Raw genomic sequence first — 21,227 nt, 5'->3', positions numbered from 1 at the left:
GCGAAGGTGTGATCGAATGAAGACCCGAATCAAGCAAATAGTAGGCTGGGTTTGCGCGCTGGCCGTCGTCGCCGGCGCAAACTCTCCCTTTGTCCGGCAAATTTTTGCCATTCCAGACCATATTTTAATTTCCGAAGGCCAGGCTTATACGCTGGAGATCCCGGGGCTGTTTACCGCGCAAAAAAACGATACAGCGGTGACCAAGCTGATGGGAACCACTTTATCGGATACGGGCGGCAATGTAGATCTTTTGGCGCAGCAGCCCGGAGAAGATAAGCTGACCCTTGAGATACTGGGCATCCCCGTAAAGCAGGTGGCCCTTGAGGTGACGCCGGAGAAAAACGTGATGCTGGGCGGGCAGGCTATCGGCGTGGCGCTTTATACCAAAGGCGCCCTGGTCGTCGGCACTTCGGATATCATGGATTCTTACGGGAATTTGCGCAACCCCGCCAATGAAGCCGGGCTTTTGGCGGGCGATACCATTTTGAGCGTTAACGGACAGGAAGTGCAAAACGCTGTACATCTATCTGAATTGATCAATGTGGGCAACAGCGATCCGCTGCAAATGCATATCAGCCGCTCGGGTAAGGAGATGGATGTCAGCCTGACGCCGATCCTGGATCCGCAGGATTCCGTTTGGCGGCTGGGGCTCTGGGTCAGGGACTCTACTGCCGGCGTCGGCACGCTGACCTATTTAGATCCCGCACAAAAATGGTATGGGTCGCTGGGCCATGGCATTGCGGACAGCGATACCGGCAATTATCTGACGGTTAAAAACGGCGAAATCTACGAATCGCATGTTCTGGGTATCCAGCAGGGCAAGGTGGGGGAACCTGGCGAGCTGCAGGGAGATTTTTTTGACCAGCCGCTGGCGCTGGGGGACATCGCCCAAAATAACGCCTTTGGCCTGTACGGCCATTCCTACGCCGCTTTAGAAACGCTACTGAAAGGCCGCAGCATTCCCATCGGCCTGCATTCTACCGTGCAGCCGGGAGAGGCACAAATCGTAACCACGCTGGACGACAGCGGGCCTCAACGCTATACCTGCCAGATCGAGCGGGTGACCCAGCAGGGGACGCCGACGCCCAAGAGCATGGTGCTGCGCGTTACCGATCCCGAACTTTTAAGCCGTACCGGTGGCATCGTACAAGGGATGAGCGGCAGCCCGATCATCCAGAACGGCTGCCTGGTAGGCGTGGTCACGCACGTATTTGTAAATGATCCAACGCGTGGATATGGTATGTTTATAGAGTGGATGTTAGCACAAGAACCGTAGAAGTGGTATAATGTTAAAAAACGAGGTTGGGGGTAGTTTGATTGGATAAACGGCACAGCGTCGTCATTATTGACAAAAACGATTTTTTGATCGGCGCTATGACCAGCGCGCTGGAGGCAACGCAGGTTTTTGACGTGATCGGACAGGCCTTTGACGGAAGGGCGGGTCTGGAGCTGGTGCTAAAAACGCGGCCCGAGTATATCCTGCTGGATTTGATCATATCCGAGCTGGATGGCATTGCCGTTTTGCAAAAGCTCTACGAGCGCACGGAGGATTACCTGCCCAAAGTCGTGGTCACCTCCATGCTTCCAGACGGACGGTTTACCCAGCACCTGGAGGCGCTGGGCTGCAAGCTGATTGAAAAAAGGCCTTTTGACGTGCAAAAGCTCGCCGATAAGATTTTGCTTTTGACCATGATCCCACAAGAGCGGGTCTCCCGCATCATTTTACAGGTGGGCGTACCTGCCAGCATCAAGGGCTATCAATATCTGCGCGAAGCGATATTGCTGACCATGGACGAGCGGGATATTTCAACGTTGATCACCACAAAAATCTATCCCGCAGTAGCCAAAAAGTTCAATACCACCCCAGGGAACGTGGAGCGTTCGATTCGTAACGCCATCGAAGTCGCCTGGAAAAAGGGCAATTTAGAGGCCATTGACTCTTTATTTGGATATACCATAGAGGAAAACCGCGGCAAGCCGACCAATAGCGAGTTCATCGCCATGGTGGCCGATAAAGTGCGCAGCCGCTAAGCATACCCCTTCCCTTTGGTGCATAGGTTATGATATGCGCAGGACAAACCAAAGGGAGAGGAGGATGCATCAGCTTGACAGGGAGGTTAAGCGGCCGCTTGGCCGCACACCTGAAGGAGAATTTTGGGCTGTATCTGCTCATCCTCTTCTTTTTTCTGATCGGATTGGTCAGCGGAATGGTGACGGTTAAGATACTGCCGGATGGGCAGCGCGATGGATTGCAAAGCATCCTGGGCGTGGTGACCGATAATACGGCAAGACCTTTGTCTGAAACGCTGCAGCGCTCGCTGTTTACACACTATCAGGCGCTGATCCTGATCACGCTATCCGGTTTTACGGTTTTGGGCCCGCCGGTCGCGCTGGCGATCGTGGGGGTCCGGGGCTTTTCACAGGGGTTTACGCTGGCTTCCATGTGTTATGTATGGGGTTTTAAAGGGGCGCTGGCCGCATTTTTGACGCTGTTTATCCCATCGCTCATCCTTTTGCCGGTGCTGTGGTTTCTCGCTCTTAAGTCGATCCAGATGTCTACCGAAGCACTGCGGCTCAAAATCATGCACCTGCATATGCCGCTAGACCGGAAAAAGAGCTATCTGTCCTCCTGCTGCGCTGGTGGAGTGATCTTGTTAGGCGTCGTATTGTTTGAGGCATTCTTGGCGCCCTGGATTTTAAGCGGCCTTTCAGGGTGGCTGGTCAGTTGATATACTAAAGACGAGGTGGTAAAAAATGAGCCGGTTCGAGCAAGCCGTGCAGGCTATCAAAGCACAAACGCAGTTGCGCCCTAAAGTGGCCGTCATCCTGGGGAGCGGTTTGGGCAATTACGCTAAGCATTGTAAAAAGATGCAGACGATCCCTTACGCGGAAATCCCGCATTTTCCAAAGACCACGGTGCCTGGACATGCCGGCCAGTTGGCCTTTGGACGCCATCAGGGCCAGGACATCGTGTTGATGTGCGGGAGGTTCCACTATTACGAGGGCTATGATATGGCCCAGGTGACGTTTCCCACGCGGGTGCTCAGCGCGCTAGGCGTTGAAACCTTGATCGTGACCAATGCCGCCGGCGGGGTCAATCAGCAGTTTCAGCCCGGGGATCTGATGGCCATAGAAGACCATATCAATTTTTCCGGCAATAATCCGCTGATCGGGGCCAACCTGGACGCGTTCGGCCCGCGCTTTCCGGATATGTCCCGCGCTTATGACCGGGAGCTGATCGCTTTGGCCGGCAGCGCCGCAAAGCAATGCGGATTCAGCCTGCAAAAAGGCGTCTACGCCATGATGAGCGGCCCCTCGTTTGAAACGCCGGCCGAAATACGGATGTTGCGCACGTTGGGCGCCGATGCGGTGGGCATGTCCACCGTGCCGGAGGTGATCGTGGCCAACCACTGTGGGATGCGGGTGCTGGGCCTTTCCTGCATCAGCAACATGGCCGCTGGAATACTGGATCAGCCCCTTTCTCACCAGGAGGTTATGGAGACGGGTAAGGCCGTTGAGGCGCGCTTTACCGCGCTGATCGATACCATCCTGGCTGCGCTGTAGGGGATTTCGCCCCCAAAATCCGGCAGAAAAACATAATATAGACATGTTTTGTAACCCCTGGGCATAGACCATATGTACAGGGGTTAATTTTGTGCGCGAGATGCCATGATTTGGGGAGGGGTCAATTTGAAATGCAAGCTTAATCGATATCTGGTGTTGTTGCTGGCGCTGGCGATCCTGGTACTGCCATTCCAGAACGCAAGGGCGCAGGAGGCGTTTGATTACGAGTTCCAATCCAAATCCGCCTTGCTGATGGATCCGGTCAGCGGCGAGGTCCTGTTCGAATATAAATCGGACGAACAGATGCCCATTGCCAGCGTGACCAAGGTGATGACCCTGGTACTGGTCATGGAGGCGATCGACCGGGGTGAGATCGCATTGGACGAAGTGCTGACCATCAGTAAAAATGCGGCGGGGATGGGCGGCTCCCAGGTGTTGTTGGATGAGGGAGGCCAATACACGGTAAGCGACCTGATCAAATCCATCATCGTCGCTTCGGGCAACGATGCCAGCGTGGCCATGGCTGAACGGGTAGCCGGCAGCGAAGCGGCCTTTGTGGACCGGATGAACGCCCGCGCTCAGGAACTGGGAATGGAAGGGACGCTGTTTAAAAATTGCACGGGCCTGCCGGCAGAGGGGCACCACTCTACCGCACACGACGTGGCGATCATGAGCCGGGAGCTGATCAAGCACGAGGTCTATTTTCAATACAGCACGATCTGGCTGGATTATCTTCAGCACGCCAATAACCGGGAGACCATGCTGAGCAACACCAATAAATTATTGCAGACTTACGACGGGGCGGACGGAATCAAGACCGGTTCTACCCAGGAAGCGGGCTTTTGCCTGAGCGCTACCGCCAAGCGCGGCGACGTGCGGCTGATCGGGGTGATTTTAGGCGCGCCCTCATCCAAAGTGCGCTTTCAGGAGGCCAGCGACCTGCTGAACTTTGGTTTTAATACCTTTCAGCTGCAATCCGTGATCCAGCCCAACCAGGTATACGGGCAATCCAACGTTATCAACGGTAAGGAGTTTACCGTCAACGCGGTCACGCAGGAGGGCTATAGCCTCCTGATGTCTAAAAACGCTCCGCGCCAGGTACAGACCCAGGTCAATCTGCAGCAGGAGGTAAACGCTCCCGTCGAACAGGGGCAACCGCTGGGCGAGCTGATCGTAACCGAGGGCGACCATGAGCTAACGCGCATCCCGCTGATCGCAGAGAGCGCCGTAGCCAAGGCCGAATATGCCGATCACCTTAATAAGATACTGGGGCGATGGTTCCACCAGGAATGATCCAAGCCTTTATAAGGCCGCCGGCGCTGTGCCCGGCGGCTTTGCTTTATCCAGGTGTATGAATTGACATCCTTTTGTACAGCATGCTATCATAAATAAATTGTTTTGAATAATTGTTTTGGAGATAAATATGATAGGCAATCTGAGTTTGATGACGATTTTATACCGCCTGCCGGCGCTGTTTGTGGGCTTTACCTTTCACGAATATGCGCACGCATGGGTAGCTGACCGGCTGGGGGATGATACCCCGCGGCTTACCGGGCGGCTGAGATTGGATCCCTTTGCCCATATCGATATACTGGGGATGCTGATGCTGCTGATCGCCGGGTTCGGCTGGGCCAAGCCCGTACAGGTCAACCCGGGCCGGATGCGCGGGCGACACGCGATGCTATGGGTGTCCCTCGCCGGGCCGCTAATGAATCTGATCATCGGCTTCGTCTTTACCGGTATACTGGTCGCTATGCTGTTTTATGGCGCCTATGGCAATATCTGGTACAATATCGTATCCGAAATGGTATCGATCAACCTGGTGCTTTGCGTATTTAACCTGATCCCGCTGCCCCCGTTGGATGGATATAATATCGTGAAAAACTTTATTCATCCGCGCAACCTAAAGGCCATGTGGACCTTTGAAAAGTATGGACCTCTGCTCCTGATGGCCCTGGTACTGTTGGGCTTTACCAGCGGTATCCTGAGCAATATCGTAGGCTTTTTGCTGGCGCATATGGTCGAGCTGTTCGTTTGGCTTTTTACCCTTTTGGGATTATAAGGTGGCGTAGCTATGGCATATGTCTTTCACTTAGGGGATTTTGACGGGCCTCTTGATCTTCTTTTGCACCTGGTCAACCGGGCGCAGATCCAGATCGAAGATATCTTTGTTTCCGAGATCACCGAGCAATACATGGCCTATATGCGCCAGTTGGACGATTTGGACATGGATACGGCCAGCGAGTTTTTAGCTATGGCCGCCAATTTGCTGTATATCAAAAGCCGTTCTTTGCTGCCCCGTAAACCCGCCGAAACGGTGGAAGAGGAGGAGAACCCGGAGGCGGAGCTGATCCGGCAATTGACGGAATACAAGAAGTATAAAGAAGCGGGTGAAAATCTCCGCGCGCTGGAGGAAACCTATAAAAACGTCTTTTTTAAGCTGCCGGAGGAATGGATCACCAAAGAGCGGCCGGTCGAACTGCAGAACATGTCCATAGACGCGCTTATTGAAGCCTTTGCCGCCGTGATGAGCCAAGCGCAGGATATCGACAGGCCCAATGTTTTCAGCGATAAGATCGACAGCGACGTTTATACCATCGAAAACCGGATGCAGTACCTTAGAAAAATTATCCGCGAGAATGGGCAAGTCACCTTCCACGAGCTGTTCGAGGGCCGTTACGAGCGCGCTGCCGTGGTGACCACCTTTTTAGCGCTGCTGGAGCTGCTGAAGGCCGGCCGGCTACAGGTAGCGCAGGATAATGCCTTTAGCGAGATTTATATCCACGCCGTCGCTAAACCGGTTAAAGCGTAGAGGAGAGAAACGAATGGATAAAATTGCCCTGGCGGCACTTATTGAATCGATCTTATTTGTCAGCGGCGATCCGCTAACCCGCAAGGAGCTGGCCAAGGGGTTGGAGGTTTCCCTGGCGCAGGTGTACGACGCTTTAGATGCACTGGACGAAAAATATGCCCGGCCGGACAGCGGACTAATGCTGATCAAATTCGGCGATAAAGTACAGTTGGGCTCTAAAAACGAACATGGCACGGTGGTGGAGAAACTGCTGTTTCCTAAGCGGAAACAGTCTTTATCCCAGGCTGTGATGGAAACGCTCTCTATCGTAGCATACCGTCAGCCGGTGACCCGGGCGGAGATCGAGCAGATCCGCGGGGTGCGCTGCGAGTATGCGATCAACTCCCTGATGAAAAAGAACATGATCCAGGAGGTAGGGCGCAAAGAGAGCATCGGCCGGCCAATGCTGCTGGGGACAACGGATGAATTTTTGCGGCATTTTGGGCTGGAGCGGATAGAGGATCTGCCGGGCCGGGATGAGTGGCGCCTGCCGCCCGAGCAGGAGCAGATCCATTTGGAAGATACCGGCGCATCGGAAGCCGCGCTTGACCTGGAGACGGAAGATAAAGATACAGAATCTTAGTCCGATTGTATGAATTTGCCAATCAAAAGGAATACTAGATCCATCAGATAGGGAAGGGGCGTTCCAAAACCGATGGATGCAGGTATTCTTTTTTTATTTGCTGGGCTGGCGCTGCTCCTGTCCTTTATATTTTTTTGCGGCGTGCGCTTAGAAGCCAATGTCAATATAACGCAAGAGGGAAAGGATATGGCACTGCGCGCGTCGTTTTTCCGCGCAACTCTTTTTGCGCGGAAAGTAACTTTTCAAAAGGCCGAGGACGGGGCGTGGCATATTCTGATCTTTGGAAAAAAACAGCAGCTCCTCCAGGAAGCAGTGCTGGTTGATTGGCTGCAAGAGCGCATACAAGTGGCCAAGCTGCGCCCAAAACAAAATATCCGTCTAAAGGGACCCATACTTCCTTACCTGCGCTTTAGACAGCTGTACTTTAAGTTTCGCCTGGGAATCGGCGGCTACGCGGATAAAACCGCACTGATCTGCGGGTATCTGCAAACCATTGTATCCTGCGGCGCTTCGGTCCTTTCAACGCGCGCAGGAGAAATGTCGCACTACAGCGCAACGGTGCTGCCCGAATTCCAAAAAACGTGCATGGAATTTGTTTTTCAAACCATAATAACAGTAAAGTTGCGCCATATCCTGATGTTATGGTTCCGGATGCGGCGTATGAATGGGAGGAAATAGCACGTGAATCATCCGATCGAAAACATCATGAAAACCACGCTGGAAAATATTAAAGATATGATCGACGTCAATACCATTATTGGCGACCCGATGCAGACAGACGACGGCTCGGTGATCGTTCCGGTATCCAAGGTCAGCTTCGGTTTCGTCGCCGGAGGTGGGGAATACGGCAATCCCGCACCGGGTACGCCCACTGCGGCGGACGATACGCACCGGTTTCCCTTTGCGGGAGGAACCAGCGCCGGTATATCCCTGACCCCGGTGGCCTTTTTAGTGGCCTCTGAGGATCAGATGCGGGTCATGCCCACCCAGTGCAACTCGCCGTACGACCGCATCGTGGACATTGTGCCACAGGTGCTGTGTGAGATCAAAAAATTTGTTGAAGGGCTTCAGCAAAAAGAGTGCTGCACGCCCGGCGACAACACCAACGCGTAGTTAAACAATGGAATGATAAAGCCGCCTAACAAGGCGGCTTTACTTTTTACTAAAAATATTTATCGTATCCCTGCGAAGGAATTTCATGCGTCAGTCCTAATACGCGCGGCCACTGCCCCGTTTCCGCAATGATGTAGCCCATCAGCATCCCCATATGCGTGTGGAGGTGACGGTGCTGCGCCAGTATCAGCGTAAACCGAGTATAGGGGCAGCTCTGCGGACAGCTTAAAAGCAGTTCATCCGTAAGCTCGGTTAAGTAAGCGCGAATTTTCTCGGATACGGTCTGAACATAACGCTGGATCTCGTCCCGGGACAGATAGCCTTCGGCTACCACATCCAAATCATTGAGCGCATGGCGATGGAAGGGCGGCTGCGCATAGACTATAGGGTTAATAAACCATTGGTCCAGCGAATGCAAGGTATGATAAACATGCTTCCAAAGCGGCATGTCGCAATAGATGCGGTCCCAAAGCGCGTCCGGAATGCAGTCGATCACGTTTTTGACTTCCCACAGCGCCCGCTCGGTCTGGTCGGCTATTATTTCGCAATAGCTATTTTGTTCCATCACTATGCCCCCTTTTTTCTACCTTATCACGGTTGAAAACAGCATGCAAGAACGCTTTTCTTTAAAAACCTCATCTTTCCAAATACCGTCCATTTGGGTTATACTGGTAGCTGTGAGTAATGATGAGAGTAGGGGCGATAAGGCGTGCGGCTTCAACGTTATTTAGCGCAGTGCGGGGTGGCTTCCCGCAGAAAGTGCGAGGAGATCATTGCATCTGGACGGGTCACGGTCAACGGCGAGCAAATCGTTCAGATGGGATTTGAGGTAGATGAAGAAAAAGACAGCGTGACGGTAGACGGTAAAACCGTGACCCCGGTCATGTTGCATACGTATTGGCTAATGCACAAGCCGCGCGGGGTGATGACTACGCTTTACGACCCGCAAGGCCGCAAGACGATCGTGGATCTGCTGCCCGGCGGCGCACCGCGGCTTTTTCCGGTAGGCCGGCTGGACTACGATACCAGCGGGCTGCTGCTGCTGACCGACGATGGGGATCTTTCCTTTGCGCTGATGCATCCGCGCCACCGGATCTATAAGACCTATTGCGCGCGCATCGCGGGCAAACTGACGCCCGAACAGGCCCAGCGGTTGCGAGAAGGCCTGCCCTTAGACGGGCGGATGACTGCGCCGGCAAAGGTGCGGATCTTGCGAAGCAACGCGATCTACTCCGATATAGAGATTGCTATCCGCGAGGGGCGTAACCGGCAGATCCGGAGGATGTGCGAGGCGGTAGGGCACGAAGTCGTATCGCTGGAGCGTACAGCCATGGGGCCGTTGACGCTGGGCACCCTTCCTATCGGCGCTGTGCGCCCGTTGACGGATGAGGAACTGCGCCAGATCAAACAGGTCTGCGGGCTGCATGCCTAAGCCAAGGGCAAAAGGGGATATAGAAGATGGGTGTATTAGAAGAAAGTCAAAGCGGGCTCGTGCCGCTGCCGGAAAGCGCCAGGGCTTTTTCCCATTGGGCTATCTCTCAGGTGGTAAAGCCGGGAGAGCAGGTTATTGACGCCACCGCCGGCAACGGATATGATACGCTTTTTCTGGCTAAACAGGTGGGGGAGCTGGGGCGGGTTTTTAGCTTTGATGTACAACAGCTCGCTCTGACGCGCACGCGCGAAAAACTGGAAGAGCAGGCGCTTGATGGCCGCTGTCAACTGATCTTGGACAGCCATGAACACCTGGCCCGGTATGTACAGGCGCCCGTGGCCGCATGTATGTTTAACCTGGGCTATCTTCCGGCCGGGGATCGTGCCGTTAAAACGCTTTGGCCTTCTACTCAAAAAGCCATTGTATCGACACTCAGCCTTTTACGGCCGGGCGGGCGCGTATCGATCTGCGCGTATCCGGGGCATACTGAGGGCAGGCAAGAGGCGGAAGCCTTGACTAAATGGCTTAAAACGCTAAAGGAGGCCGAATACACGGCGCTGCATCTGGTTTTTGCAAACCAGACAGAAAATGCCCCGCAATGGTTTTTGATCGAGCGGAAATAAAAGGGCTACTGTAAAGCGTTAACGCTTATGCCACAAGATAAAGACATTATTTTACGCGGCTGCACAATCGTTTGTGGCTTAAAACAGGCCTTAGAATAAAAAATATCGACCAGAGGCAGGAAAAAAAGGTTAAATGTAGAATATTAGAATTTGGGCTAGGTTGGGGCTTTTTTTGATAAGGGCACCTGCCTTTCCCAAAACGGATTCTATTCTGGCTTTTATATAAGCAATCCGTAGGGTGTATCCTAAACAAAATGTAGAGGGAAAGGTGGAAAGAGAGTATGGACAAACTTTTGTATGGTTTGACGGTTGCTGTAATTGGCTTGATCATCGTCTTTGCCGGACTTCTGCTCGTAATCTTGTTAATCAAGATCATGGGCCTGATCGTCGGTAAGATGACGGCTGGCAAGCAGCCCGCTGCATCTGCAGCGGCTAACACACCTGTAAAACCACAAGCGCCGGCAAAGCCTGCTGCGAATGCTGAGCAGAGCTTGGTGGTGGCGATTTCAGCGGCGGTTGCGGCCTTTACGGGTCTGGATCAGGGCCATATCGCGATTCGCTCGATTCGTGAGATCATCCCCAATAAGTAAAACGGTTTGCGAGCACTGCATTTATCCTAGAGTAAATTAGAGGAGGAACCACATAATGCGCAAGTTTGTTGTGAATGTTAACGGTGTTTCTTATGAAGTTGAAGTTGAAGAAGTAACGGGCACGGCTGCCGCTCCGGTCGCTGCGCCTGCTGCAGCTCCCGCTCCCGCCGCCGCACCGGCTCCTGCTGCTGCTCCTGCCGCTTCTGGTAATGGGGAAACGGTGGCCGCGCCGATGCCGGGCACCATTTTGAGCATTAACGTCAAGGTTGGCGATACGGTCAAGAGCGGTGACGTCATGTTCGTGCTGGAAGCCATGAAGATGGAGAACGAGCTGTTTGCGCCCTGCGATGGCAAGGTGACCAGCGTGCAGATCGCTCAGGGTGCTGCCGTCAACTCCGGCGATGTGCTGGCTACGATCGAATAATCCGTCCTTCTTTACGTAAGGGCCTTGGAAAGGATGTTGAAAAATGTTTGATATCGATCTGGGCCAGACTTTATTGAAATTCGCTCAGGATACCGGCTTTTCTGTCATTACTTGGCAGCAGGCAGTAATGCTGCTGGTTTCCTGTGTGCTGATCTATCTGGCCGTTGTAAAACAATATGAACCGTTGCTTCTTTTGCCTATCGCCTTTGGTATGCTGCTTGTCAACCTGCCCATGGGCGGCCTGATGGCCGAGCCGACCTATTATGTCGCAGAGGATGGGACAACACAGGTCCAACAGGTGGGCGGATTGCTATATTACCTATATCAAGGCGTAAAACTTGGCGTCTATCCGCCGCTGATTTTCCTGGGTATTGGCGCGATGACGGACTTTGGTCCGCTGATCGCCAATCCCAAGAGCCTGCTTTTGGGCGCTGCCGCGCAGCTGGGCATCTTTGTGGCCTTTATCGGCGCACTGCTGCTGGGCTTTGACGTTAACGTTGCCGCTTCCATCGGTATCATCGGCGGTGCGGACGGCCCGACGGCCATCTACGTTACCAGCCGGCTGGCTCCCGACTATTTAGGGCCCATCGCTGTGGCCGCATACTCTTATATGGCGCTGGTGCCGATTATCCAGCCGCCGATTATGAAAGCGCTGACGACCAAAAAAGAGCGCAACGTTATCATGGAGCAGCTGCGTCCGGTCTCTCAGACAGAGAAGATCATTTTCCCCATCGCTGTTACGATTATTGTCGCCTTGTTACTGCCCTCGGCCGCACCGCTGATCGGTATGCTGATGCTGGGTAACCTGATGCGCGAATCCAAGGTCGTGGATCGTATCAGCAAGACCGCGCAGAACGAGCTGATCAATATCGTTACGATCTTCCTGGGCGTGACTGTTGGCGCAACCGCCAATGCGGAGCGATTCTTACAGGCGGATACGTTGCTGATTATTGCCCTAGGCCTAATCGCCTTTGCTTTCGGTACGGCGGGCGGCGTGCTTTTCGGCAAGATCATGTACAAGGTCACCGGTGGCAAGGTGAACCCGCTGATCGGCTCTGCTGGTGTTTCGGCAGTTCCGATGGCGGCGCGTGTATCTCAGGTGGTGGGACAGAAGGAGAATCCCAAGAACTTCCTGCTGATGCATGCCATGGGACCGAATGTTGCGGGCGTTATCGGCTCGGCCGTTGCCGCCGGCGTATTCCTTTCTATGTTTGCCAAATAAACATGGAGGTAAATTATGGCTAAAGTTTTGATTTGCGATACGATCCTGCGCGATGCGCACCAATCGCAGGCCGCGACGCGTATGCGCTTAGATGAGATGCTGCCGATCTGCGATAAGCTGGATGCGGTGGGCTACCATGCGCTGGAAGTGTGGGGCGGCGCTACGTTTGATTCCTGCCTGCGCTTTTTGAACGAGGACCCCTGGGAGAGGCTGCGCCAATTGCGCAAGGCTCTGCCCAATACCAAACTGCAGATGTTGCTGCGCGGCCAGAACATCTTAGGCTACAAGCATTACGCCGACGATGTGGTCGATGAGTTTGTGAAAAAGTCCATTGAAAACGGTATCGATATCATCCGCGTATTTGACGCCTTGAACGATACCCGAAACATGGAGCAGGCTGTCAAGTCCATCAAAAAGTACGGCGGTCACGCCCAGTTGGCGATGAGCTATACCATCAGTCCTGTCCATACGACGGAATATTTCGTTGAGTTGGCGCAGAAATTTGAGGCCATGGGAGCCGATTCGATCTGCATCAAGGATATGGCGAACCTTTTGCTGCCGTTTGATGCTTATGAGCTGGTCAAACAACTCAAGGAGAAGGTCAAAGTGCCGATCCAGCTGCATACGCATAACACCAGTGGTACCGGCGATATGGTGCTGATGAAAGCCATTGAGGCGGGCGTGGATATCGTAGATACGGCGCTGTCCCCGCTGGGCAACGGTACCTCACAGCCGGCCACCGAGCCGTTGGTCGCGACCCTTAAGGGTACGCAGTACGATACTGGCCTGGATCTCCAGCAGCTCAGCGAGATCGCCGTGCACTTCCGCAAGGTGGCCGATCGCCTGAAGGCCGACGGGTTCCTGGATCCCAAGGTGCTGAGCGTGGATATCAATACGCTGCTTTATCAGGTGCCGGGCGGAATGCTCTCCAACCTGATCTCCCAGCTGAAGCAGCAAAATGCCAGCGAAAAGCTGATGGATGTATTGGCAGAAGTACCGCGTGTGCGCGAGGATATGGGGTATCCGCCGTTGGTGACGCCTACCAGCCAGATCGTCGGTACGCAGGCGGTTTTGAACGTGCTGATGGGGGAACGCTATAAGATGAACTCCAAGGAGACCAAGGGGTTGCTCCGTGGCGAATACGGTCAGTTGCCCGCTCCGGTCAATGAGGAAGTTCGTAAGAAAATCATTGGCGATGAGCCCGTGATTACCCATCGTCCGGCGGATGATATCCCGCCCGAGATGGATAAATACCGCGCGGAGTGCGCCGAGTGGATTCAGCAGGAAGAGGATGTGCTCAGCTACGCGCTCTTCCCGCAGGTGGCACTGAACTTCTTTAAAGCTCGCAAAGAGCAGCAGGAGGGCAAGAGCGTTGCTGCTGCGGCCCCTGAGGCTCCTAAGGCCGAAGCGCCCGCGCCGAATTATCAGTTGGGCAAAGCTATCGGTGTGAACATGGATGTAAAGGTCTATCCTAAGTAAGGGTAGCATTAATCGGATTTATAAAAGAGCTGTGCATTAGCGCAGCTCTTTTATTTCTTTTTATTAAAATCTGCAGCGATGGACAGGCCCTTTAGTAAATGCTATAATGAATTGAATATGCTATTGTACACTCGTGTGCCATAGCTTGTTTTTTGGCATTCGGCAGATGCATTTTGAGAAACGAGGATGATGAGGGTATGAAGCGTATTTTTTCAACATTTCTAATCGGGGCGTTATGCTGCGGCCTGTTCCTTGTACCGGGTTGCAATCCGCAAGATGAACAGAATGGCCAGCTGGATGCTGAAAATCCCACTGTGATTGAGGTATGGCATTATTATAATGGACCGCAAAAAATGGCGTTTGATGCGCTGGTGAGTGAGTTTAACGAGACGATGGGTCTCGAAAAAGGGATCGTCGTCGAAACCATCGGGCAGGGCAGCGTAAATGATTTGACTGAAAAAGTAGTAGATGCCGCCAATAAAAAAGTAGGGATGGGCGAGATTCCTGAAATCTTCGCCGCCTATGCCGATACCGCGTACCAGATCGACCAAATGGGGCTGGTTGCCGATATTGGGCAGTATATGACGGAAGAAGAGCTGGCGCAGTATATTCCCGAATATCTGGAAGAAGGGCGTATTGGCGAGGGGAGTAAGCTAAAAATCTTTCCGACGGCAAAATCTACGGAAGTATTTATGCTTAACCAAACCGATTGGGACAAGTTTGCACAGGCAACCGGCGCATCGACAGATGCGCTTTCGACCATCGAAGGGTTGACAAAAACCGCGCAGGCTTATTATGAGTGGACGGATAGCCTGACCCCCGAGCCGAATGATGGGAAGGCCTTTTTTGGGCGGGATGCGATGGCAAATTATATGATCATAGGCTGCAAGCAATTGGGAACCGAAATTTTTCAGGTGACTGACGGAAAGGTCAGCCTTAACTGCGATCAAGAAATCTTACGCAAGCTTTGGGATAATTTTTATATTCCCTATATTAACGGATACTTTGCCCATTATGGGCGTTTCCGTTCAGACGATGCAAAGACGGGCGATTTAATTGCGCTGGTCGGCTCTACTTCTGGTGCCGCCTACTTTCCGGACCACGTTGTGGTAAATGACGAGGAAAGCTATCCTATTGAAGTCAGCGTATTGCCCACGCCGTGTTTTGAAAACGGCACTAAGGTTGCCGTACAGCAGGGGGCGGGCATGGTCGTAAGCAAGACGGACGAGAAGCGGGAGCGCGCGTCGCTTGAATTTTTGAAATGGTTTACACAGGAAGAGCGAAACATCGCCTTTTCAATTGAATCTGGCTATCTGCCGGTCAAGACGGCGGCGAATGACGCAGAGCTGCTGCTTAGCGCTCTGGATCAATTGGAGCCCTCAGCGGTGACGGAGAATCTTAAGGTTTCCATGCCGGTCGCCGTTGAAACGGTAAACGAATATGAGCTGTATACCAGTAAGGCTTTTGAAAATGGAACCAATGCCCGTGCTGTATTGGAGAATTCGATGATCGACAAAGCTAAAGCCGACAGGGACGCTATTGTGGAATTGATGGCCGGGGGAATGTCCCGCGAGGAGGCCATCGCACAATATGATACGGATGAGAATTTTGATGCCTGGTTTGCCCAGTTGAAAGAGGATTTGGATGAGGCGGTAAATTCCTAAAAAAAGTCAGCCGAGAGGAGATGAGGAGCAGCATGCGCCATATAAAGGGCAAGGGCACGTCTATGATGCGCAAGCTGATGATCCCTATGATCGTCGTACTGCTGCTCCAAACGAGCCTGTTTGGCGGAAGCATTATATTGGGCGGTATATTGGACCAAATGAACCAAAATGCCGTGGATATTTTGAACGAGCGGGTAATCAACCGTAAAAACTACCTGGAAAATGAGATGATCCAGCGCTGGTCCAAACTGGATGATTCTGTTCAATCCATCCAAAGCGCCGCCAGCCAAACGTTAGCTGCCAAAGGGGCCAGTTATGCCGAGATTGAAAATAATCCAGCGCTGGCGAGTGAAATTCTTGAGGCGAACTCTCAAAACGTAATATATATGCTGCGAAAGCAATCCGTCACCGGTGCTTTCCTCATTCTGGATACGGATAGGGCCGGGGATAAGAAAGCGGGGATATACTTCCGCGATCTTGATCCGTTGTCCAATGCGGATGATGATAGCGATATAATGGTTGAGGTCGCGCCGTCAGAAATTACGCAGAAACTGGGGATATCCATGGATACCAACTGGAGCCCGCAGTTCGATTTAACCCAAACCGAAAACACTACCTACGACTTTTATTATAAGCCCTATCGTGCGGCTCAGGAATATCCGGATATTCAATACGGCGACCTGGGGTATTGGAGCCGACCCTTTCGTTTATCGCCAAATGACATCGAAATCATGACTTATTCTGTACCGCTCCGCGCAGAAAGCGGCGAAACTTACGGCGTATTAGGTGTGGAGATTTCGACAGACTATATTAAAAAGTTGCTGCCCTACGATGAAATTGCAAACGATAAAACGGGTTCCTACCTCTTAGGCCTACATACCGCTGATGATTCTGAAATGCTGGTATTTGAGAATCTGCTGGCCAACGGGCCGGTTTATAAGCAGCAGATTGGCGGCGAAGAAACGACTAGTTTCGCTTTACAGACGCAGTACGGCACCTGTCATCAGATCCAGAAGCAGGGCAACATGACTAAGGATGTTTATGGATGCATCCAGTACTTTCAGTTATATAACAGCAATACTCCCTTTGTCGACGAGCAATGGGGGCTGGTAGGGATCCTGGAGGGGGACAGGCTATTTAGTTTTTCAGAGGCGATGCGAAAAACGGTGTTGATCGCAGTGGGCATTGTGTTGTTGATCGGCCTTTTGAGTGTGGTCATCATGACGCGCATCGTCACCAGCCCGATCACACAGCTTGTTAAAAAGGTGCGCAGCAGCAATCCTCATCTGCCGGTTAAATTTGAGCGAACGCGGATCGCAGAGATCGACGAGCTGGCATCCGCTGTCGAATCTCTCAGCAGCAATGTGGCTGAATCAGCTTCTCGGCTAAGTGCGATCATCGAAAGCGCCAGTGTTGCGATTGGCGCGTTTGAGTACAGGAAGGATGAAAAAACCGTTATTTATACCAAACACTTTTTCGAGATCGTGGGAATTGCGCACGATAACGAGAAGGATTATGGATACACAGATGCGGACACCTTTACACAAATCATGCAGGGGTTAAAAGATTGTTTAGAATCGATTGAGCCAGAAGGGGCAAAAATCTATAAGATCAAAGACGCCCTAGGCCAATCGCAATGGGTACGCATGAAGCTGATTGAGCAAGGCGATAACAAGATATATGGCATTATCGAAAATATTACCCAAGAGGTTATCGAAAAGCGGAAGATCGAATACGAGCGCGACTATGATTTGCTGACTAATCTGCTCAACCGCAGAGCGTTTTATGCCAGGCTGGATCAACTGTTTCTCAATAAAGACCAGCTGAAGTGCAGCGCTATGGTCATGTTCGATTTAGATAATTTAAAATATATCAACGATACTTATGGGCACGATTTTGGCGATCAATATATCCGCTGCATGGCCAGGACGCTTAAAAAATACGCACCGCGCCGGGCGGTAATTTCCCGTGTTTCCGGGGATGAGTTCTACCTATTCATCTACGGTTATGCACAGGAGGCTCGCGCGTTTTCTGCCATTCAAAATATGCGGGAGCAGATCAGCAACACGCTATTTCCGCTGCCAGATAATGCGCTGTTTAAAGTCAAAGCTTCTGCGGGCGTATCCTGGTACCCGAAGGATGCAAACACCTATGAAGAGCTCATTCGTTTTGCGGATTTTGCCATGTACACCGTCAAGCATACGGTAAAAGGCGAAGTTCGGCAGTTTGACCGGAATGAATATCAGGCAGGCTCTTATATATTGGAGAACAGTGAAGAGATCAACCGATTTATCGAAGAAAAGCTATTTGAGTACCATTTTCAGCCTATTGTAGACGCGCATGATGGAAAGATTTTTGCCTATGAGGCGTTGATTCGCTCAAAATCGGCTTCTCTGATTACGCCTCAGGAGATCTTAACGCTGGCGCGTTCACAATCCAAGCTATACCAAATCGAACGGCTGACCTGGTTTAATGCAATGGATGCTTTTGCTAACTTGGAGGGGGTAGAGGGCAGCTGCCATATCTTTATCAATTCCATCGCCAACCAAACCCTTTCCTTGCAGGATCTTGCGCTTTTTGAAAAACGTTATGAGCGCTATCTGTCGCGCATCGTCGTGGAGCTAACGGAAGAGGAAAAGCAAAACGATGTATTTGTCACGCTAAAAAAGGAATATACAAAAAAATGGGGCGCCGCATTAGCGCTGGACGATTATGGCACAGGCTATAATGGGGAAGCGATGCTGCTTTATTTATCTCCTCAGTATGTCAAGATCGATATGTCCATCGTTCGGGATATCGATATCGACGAAGATAGGCAAAAGATTTTGAGCAATTTACTCTCCTACACCAGGGAACGGGGTATTCAGGTGATTGCCGAAGGAGTGGAAACCCGCAGCGAAATGGATACGTTGATACGCTGTGGCGTGAGTTACTTACAGGGTTACTATTTAGGTGAGCCCGCCCCGCATGCGGCGCAAATAAGCAATCGGGTTTTAAATGAAATACGTCAGGCACAGCGCGAAGTATAAATAGCATAATGAAATCGGCCAAAGGCACTACTGTAAGTGCCTTTGGCTTTGCAATTAAAAAGCATTACAGTGCCTGGCCACTTTGAATATAAAAATACCGCCACTTACCGAAGTAAATGACGGTACCCAATACGGCGCAAATGCCGTTGGCAGGGGCAGAAGGACTCGAACCCTCGAGAGCAGTTTTGGAGACTGCCATGTTACCAATTACATCATGCCCCTATAATTGGCCTTGCAACGTATAAAATTATATCATTCTATAGGTCTTATGTCAATAAAAGCCTATACAAAATTCAATATATATTTGCACGCAATTTTAAATAGTTTGGCGCTCATAAAAAAAACAATAGTATTGCCTTAAGCTGCGTGAACTGATAAAATAAGCAGGTATGTTAGAGTGCGTTGAAAGGATGTAAAGAGCAATCATGAAAGAGGTCGTCGTATATACGGATGGAGCTTGCTCGGGGAACCCGGGGCCCGGGGGATGGGCGGTTATTTTACAATATGGCCCACACACGAAAGAGCTGAGTGGGTACATTCCGGATACGACCAATAACCGAATGGAGCTGTTCGCTGCATTGCAGGGGCTTTTAGCACTAAAGGAAAATTGCACGGTAAAATTACACTCGGACAGCAGCTACTTGATCAATGCCTTTCAAAAAGGCTGGCTCAAAAACTGGGAGCGTAACGGCTGGAAAACCAGCACTAAAAAGCCGGTTGAGAATCAAGACCTATGGCGCGCGATTTTAGCTGAAACCCAGCGTCACAGCGTAGAATGGGTTAAGGTACCCGGACATCAGGACAACCCGCTAAATAATCGTTGCGATGAAATGGCGCGCGGGCAGATCAAAGCAAATCGCCATCTATCCGTTCAGGAGAAGGCGCCAGCCATCGAGATCGACTAAGTTTCTTTTAGAGGGATTTACAAACAAGTCAAGAAAGTGAAGCACGTTTGCGGTTAAAAACCCGACGTGCTTTTTCATTTGCCTAAGAAAGCTAAATGTTGGAAGCGCTGCATCAGCATAAGCTGAGCAGAGGAGCGCGATCCCTCTTTGTGAACTTTTATAACTCTGCGCAAAACACAAGTTTTACGCAGAGTATTGACAAAAAAGACGGGATAACTTATAATTGAAGCTGTGGAAAACTCGCGGTTATCCACAATTATCCACAGCACATAGCTGTGGAAGCATTGGAGGCTGTGGATTATGGCCGATCAGCAAAAAAAGAAAGCGCAGCAATCCCTGAGACGCCGCCAGATCGAAAAATTGCGCAAGTTAATGCTCTCTTTGCCGCCCTTCTGTTTTGATTACTTTATCGGCATCGAGTCGACAACGACTTTATTGACGCGCATCAATTATGCTTATGATCTGCGCGTATTCTTCGATTATCTGCTAAAAGATATTCCTTATTTTCAGGATAAGGATATGCAGGCTTTGACCGTTAAGGATTTGGAGGCCATTACCCTGGCGGATCTGGAGATGTATTTGGATTACCTGAATTATTACGAAAAAGACGAACATGAGCACGAAAATCAGGAACGCGGCAAAGCGAGAAAGTTGGCCTCTCTGCGCTCGTTTTTCAAATACTATTACCGGACACAGCAGATCTCAAGCAACATCGTATCGCTGATGGTGACCCCGAAGATTCGCGATAAGGCGATCATCCGTTTAGAGCCGGACGAGGTTGCGCGTTTGCTGGATAGTGTTGAAACGGGCACCGTGCTAACGGATAAGCAAAAGCAGTATCACCGTTATACCAAGGTGCGCGACGTAGCCATTCTAACAGTTTTTCTAGGAACCGGCATCCGTATTAGCGAGTGCACAGGGTTAAATATATCGGATATCGATTTTCATAATCGCTGCTTCAAGATCATCCGAAAAGGCGGCAAAGAGGCGATTATTTACTTCGGCGACGAGGTGAACGATGCACTGACCCATTATCTGGCGCAGCGCCGCGAGATAACCACGCTCCCAGGGCACGAGGACGCGCTGTTTCTGTCCATCCAAAAACGCCGGATGAGCAACCGCAGCATACAGGAGCTGGTTAAAAAATACGCCTCAGCCAGTACGCCGTTAAAGAAAATAACCCCGCATAAATTGCGGAGCACCTACGGCACCTCCCTTTATCGGGAAACCGGCGATATCTATCTGGTGGCAGATGTACTGGGCCACAGCGACGTGAATACCACGCGCAGGCACTACGCCGCAATCGCGGAGGATCAGCGCCGCAGCGCTGCTAGGGCCGTGGTATTGCGTCAAAGCGCTCACGAACAGGACGGCGGTAGCAAAATGGAACTCGACCATAATCAAGATAATAGTAATAAAAAAAAGGGCGAAGATTGATCATCTCCGCCCTTTTTTCAATTATATAGTATTTAGCTCTCTTTTTCCTCGATCTGCTCGATGCTCTCGATATCCGTATAGATGCCATCGATTTCGATCTCACCATAATCAGTATCCGTGTCGATACAATGGCAGCAATTATCACAGATTTTATTCGGGTCCAGATCGCAGCGGTCGCACTCGCCGCAATCATCGCAAATCTTTTCTTCGTCTAAAATACAGTATTTTGGCTGATCAGCTGCGCTTGGGTTTTTCATGAAAGCAGCACTCCCCCTTCTCTACCCTGCCGTAACTGTCGGTCCGTTCGGTTA

At 51.5% G+C, this 21,227-nt stretch carries 22 protein-coding genes and 1 tRNA gene; 20 read left to right on the top strand and 3 right to left on the bottom strand.

Going from position 1 to position 21,227, the window contains the following annotated elements; translation table 11 throughout:
• The first annotated feature begins 16 nt into the window (after window positions 1–16).
• From spoIVB to ytfJ, 10 genes are all read left to right on the top strand, one after another.
• On the top strand, window positions 17–1,276 hold the full coding sequence (gene spoIVB, locus H8699_RS05400) for a SpoIVB peptidase (protein WP_249284808.1): 1,260 nt from the start codon (window positions 17–19) through the stop codon (window positions 1,274–1,276).
• 41 nt (window positions 1,277–1,317) lie between these two features.
• Window positions 1,318–2,031 (top strand): sporulation initiation factor Spo0A C-terminal domain-containing protein, encoded by a 714-nt coding sequence (locus H8699_RS05395; RefSeq protein WP_249284807.1) that lies wholly within the window; start codon window positions 1,318–1,320, stop codon window positions 2,029–2,031.
• A gap of 74 nt (window positions 2,032–2,105) precedes the next feature.
• Window positions 2,106–2,729: a stage II sporulation protein M gene (locus H8699_RS05390; protein ID WP_249284806.1), complete on the top strand. Its 624-nt coding sequence runs from the start codon at window positions 2,106–2,108 to the stop codon at window positions 2,727–2,729.
• Window positions 2,730–2,754: 25 nt separating this feature from the next.
• Entirely contained in the window at window positions 2,755–3,564 is an 810-nt protein-coding gene (locus H8699_RS05385; RefSeq protein ID WP_249284805.1) for a purine-nucleoside phosphorylase, read from the top strand.
• A 126-nt stretch (window positions 3,565–3,690) separates the two neighbouring features.
• A complete protein-coding gene (locus tag H8699_RS05380) occupies window positions 3,691–4,857 on the top strand; it encodes a D-alanyl-D-alanine carboxypeptidase family protein (RefSeq protein ID WP_249284804.1) in 1,167 nt (388 codons plus the stop codon).
• Between the two features lie 130 nt (window positions 4,858–4,987).
• Window positions 4,988–5,626: a site-2 protease family protein gene (locus H8699_RS05375; protein ID WP_249284803.1), complete on the top strand. Its 639-nt coding sequence runs from the start codon at window positions 4,988–4,990 to the stop codon at window positions 5,624–5,626.
• A 12-nt stretch (window positions 5,627–5,638) separates the two neighbouring features.
• Window positions 5,639–6,376 (top strand): segregation and condensation protein A, encoded by a 738-nt coding sequence (locus tag H8699_RS05370; RefSeq protein ID WP_249284802.1) that lies wholly within the window; start codon window positions 5,639–5,641, stop codon window positions 6,374–6,376.
• Window positions 6,377–6,389: 13 nt separating this feature from the next.
• Window positions 6,390–6,998: an SMC-Scp complex subunit ScpB gene (gene scpB, locus H8699_RS05365; protein ID WP_249284801.1), complete on the top strand. Its 609-nt coding sequence runs from the start codon at window positions 6,390–6,392 to the stop codon at window positions 6,996–6,998.
• A gap of 72 nt (window positions 6,999–7,070) precedes the next feature.
• On the top strand, window positions 7,071–7,676 hold the full coding sequence (locus H8699_RS05360) for a hypothetical protein (protein WP_249284800.1): 606 nt from the start codon (window positions 7,071–7,073) through the stop codon (window positions 7,674–7,676).
• A gap of 3 nt (window positions 7,677–7,679) precedes the next feature.
• Window positions 7,680–8,111 carry a GerW family sporulation protein gene (ytfJ, locus tag H8699_RS05355; protein ID WP_243125647.1) on the top strand — a complete coding sequence of 144 codons (432 nt, stop codon included), beginning with the start codon at window positions 7,680–7,682 and terminating at the stop codon, window positions 8,109–8,111.
• Window positions 8,112–8,160: 49 nt separating this feature from the next.
• On the opposite strand, the gene H8699_RS05350 is transcribed toward ytfJ, so the two are convergent.
• Window positions 8,161–8,676: a hypothetical protein gene (locus H8699_RS05350; protein ID WP_249284799.1), complete on the bottom strand. Its 516-nt coding sequence runs from the start codon at window positions 8,674–8,676 to the stop codon at window positions 8,161–8,163.
• 144 nt (window positions 8,677–8,820) lie between these two features.
• On the opposite strand from H8699_RS05350, the gene H8699_RS05345 reads away from it, so the two are divergent.
• The 8 genes from H8699_RS05345 (at window position 8,821) to H8699_RS05310 (ending at window position 18,574) form a co-directional block, all read left to right on the top strand.
• Window positions 8,821–9,543: a pseudouridine synthase gene (locus H8699_RS05345; RefSeq protein ID WP_249284798.1), complete on the top strand. Its 723-nt coding sequence runs from the start codon at window positions 8,821–8,823 to the stop codon at window positions 9,541–9,543.
• Window positions 9,544–9,569: 26 nt separating this feature from the next.
• Complete coding sequence (locus tag H8699_RS05340) at window positions 9,570–10,166, top strand: tRNA (mnm(5)s(2)U34)-methyltransferase (protein WP_249284797.1); 597 nt, start codon at window positions 9,570–9,572, stop codon at window positions 10,164–10,166.
• A gap of 281 nt (window positions 10,167–10,447) precedes the next feature.
• Window positions 10,448–10,756 (top strand): OadG family transporter subunit, encoded by a 309-nt coding sequence (locus H8699_RS05335; RefSeq protein WP_249284796.1) that lies wholly within the window; start codon window positions 10,448–10,450, stop codon window positions 10,754–10,756.
• 55 nt (window positions 10,757–10,811) lie between these two features.
• Window positions 10,812–11,180 carry a biotin/lipoyl-containing protein gene (locus tag H8699_RS05330; protein ID WP_138295910.1) on the top strand — a complete coding sequence of 123 codons (369 nt, stop codon included), beginning with the start codon at window positions 10,812–10,814 and terminating at the stop codon, window positions 11,178–11,180.
• A gap of 43 nt (window positions 11,181–11,223) precedes the next feature.
• A complete protein-coding gene (locus H8699_RS05325; protein ID WP_249284795.1) occupies window positions 11,224–12,402 on the top strand; it encodes a sodium ion-translocating decarboxylase subunit beta in 1,179 nt (392 codons plus the stop codon).
• Window positions 12,403–12,417: 15 nt separating this feature from the next.
• Window positions 12,418–13,881, top strand: coding sequence for an oxaloacetate decarboxylase subunit alpha (locus tag H8699_RS05320; RefSeq protein ID WP_249284794.1), 1,464 nt, complete (start codon window positions 12,418–12,420; stop codon window positions 13,879–13,881).
• 197 nt (window positions 13,882–14,078) lie between these two features.
• Window positions 14,079–15,545, top strand: a complete 1,467-nt coding sequence (locus H8699_RS05315; RefSeq protein WP_249284793.1) for an extracellular solute-binding protein — start codon at window positions 14,079–14,081, stop codon at window positions 15,543–15,545.
• 32 nt (window positions 15,546–15,577) lie between these two features.
• Window positions 15,578–18,574, top strand: a complete 2,997-nt coding sequence (locus H8699_RS05310) for an EAL domain-containing protein (RefSeq protein WP_249284792.1) — start codon at window positions 15,578–15,580, stop codon at window positions 18,572–18,574.
• 147 nt (window positions 18,575–18,721) lie between these two features.
• Here the strand turns inward: H8699_RS05310 and H8699_RS05305 are convergent.
• Window positions 18,722–18,796 (bottom strand) — tRNA-Trp (locus H8699_RS05305).
• Between the two features lie 203 nt (window positions 18,797–18,999).
• Between H8699_RS05305 and rnhA the strand changes: the two genes are divergently transcribed.
• The gene (gene rnhA, locus H8699_RS05300) at window positions 19,000–19,479 is read left to right on the top strand and encodes a ribonuclease HI (protein ID WP_138295905.1); all 480 of its coding nucleotides are present in this window, start codon (window positions 19,000–19,002) and stop codon (window positions 19,477–19,479) included.
• A 300-nt stretch (window positions 19,480–19,779) separates the two neighbouring features.
• Window positions 19,780–20,916 (top strand): tyrosine-type recombinase/integrase, encoded by a 1,137-nt coding sequence (locus H8699_RS05295; RefSeq protein WP_249284791.1) that lies wholly within the window; start codon window positions 19,780–19,782, stop codon window positions 20,914–20,916.
• A gap of 32 nt (window positions 20,917–20,948) precedes the next feature.
• Here the strand turns inward: H8699_RS05295 and H8699_RS05290 are convergent, their stop codons facing one another.
• Window positions 20,949–21,173, bottom strand: coding sequence for a hypothetical protein (locus H8699_RS05290; RefSeq protein WP_249284790.1), 225 nt, complete (start codon window positions 21,171–21,173; stop codon window positions 20,949–20,951).
• Window positions 21,174–21,227: the final 54 nt, after the last annotated feature.

Origin of the sequence: Luoshenia tenuis (assembly GCF_014384745.1) — a bacterium.
GTDB lineage: Bacteria > Bacillota > Clostridia > Christensenellales.
The sequence above is the reverse complement of the archived record's forward strand: the minus strand, read 5'-3'. Positions and strand labels throughout refer to the sequence as shown.

Excerpts from the sequence above, each read along its gene's own strand:
- spoIVB (WP_249284808.1), top strand. The coding sequence starts at position 17 with ATGAAGACCCGAATCAAGCAAATAGTAGGCTGGGTTTGCGCGCTGGCC.
- H8699_RS05385 (WP_249284805.1), top strand. The coding sequence starts at position 2,755 with ATGAGCCGGTTCGAGCAAGCCGTGCAGGCTATCAAAGCACAAACGCAG.
- H8699_RS05375 (WP_249284803.1), top strand. The coding sequence starts at position 4,988 with ATGATAGGCAATCTGAGTTTGATGACGATTTTATACCGCCTGCCGGCG.
- H8699_RS05370 (WP_249284802.1), top strand. The coding sequence starts at position 5,639 with ATGGCATATGTCTTTCACTTAGGGGATTTTGACGGGCCTCTTGATCTT.
- scpB (WP_249284801.1), top strand. The coding sequence starts at position 6,390 with ATGGATAAAATTGCCCTGGCGGCACTTATTGAATCGATCTTATTTGTC.
- H8699_RS05360 (WP_249284800.1), top strand. The coding sequence starts at position 7,071 with ATGGATGCAGGTATTCTTTTTTTATTTGCTGGGCTGGCGCTGCTCCTG.
- H8699_RS05350 (WP_249284799.1), bottom strand. The coding sequence starts at position 8,676 with ATGGAACAAAATAGCTATTGCGAAATAATAGCCGACCAGACCGAGCGG.
- H8699_RS05340 (WP_249284797.1), top strand. The coding sequence starts at position 9,570 with ATGGGTGTATTAGAAGAAAGTCAAAGCGGGCTCGTGCCGCTGCCGGAA.
- H8699_RS05335 (WP_249284796.1), top strand. The coding sequence starts at position 10,448 with ATGGACAAACTTTTGTATGGTTTGACGGTTGCTGTAATTGGCTTGATC.
- H8699_RS05330 (WP_138295910.1), top strand. The coding sequence starts at position 10,812 with ATGCGCAAGTTTGTTGTGAATGTTAACGGTGTTTCTTATGAAGTTGAA.
- H8699_RS05325 (WP_249284795.1), top strand. The coding sequence starts at position 11,224 with ATGTTTGATATCGATCTGGGCCAGACTTTATTGAAATTCGCTCAGGAT.
- H8699_RS05320 (WP_249284794.1), top strand. The coding sequence starts at position 12,418 with ATGGCTAAAGTTTTGATTTGCGATACGATCCTGCGCGATGCGCACCAA.
- H8699_RS05315 (WP_249284793.1), top strand. The coding sequence starts at position 14,079 with ATGAAGCGTATTTTTTCAACATTTCTAATCGGGGCGTTATGCTGCGGC.
- H8699_RS05310 (WP_249284792.1), top strand. The coding sequence starts at position 15,578 with ATGCGCCATATAAAGGGCAAGGGCACGTCTATGATGCGCAAGCTGATG.
- rnhA (WP_138295905.1), top strand. The coding sequence starts at position 19,000 with ATGAAAGAGGTCGTCGTATATACGGATGGAGCTTGCTCGGGGAACCCG.
- H8699_RS05295 (WP_249284791.1), top strand. The coding sequence starts at position 19,780 with ATGGCCGATCAGCAAAAAAAGAAAGCGCAGCAATCCCTGAGACGCCGC.
- H8699_RS05290 (WP_249284790.1), bottom strand. The coding sequence starts at position 21,173 with ATGAAAAACCCAAGCGCAGCTGATCAGCCAAAATACTGTATTTTAGAC.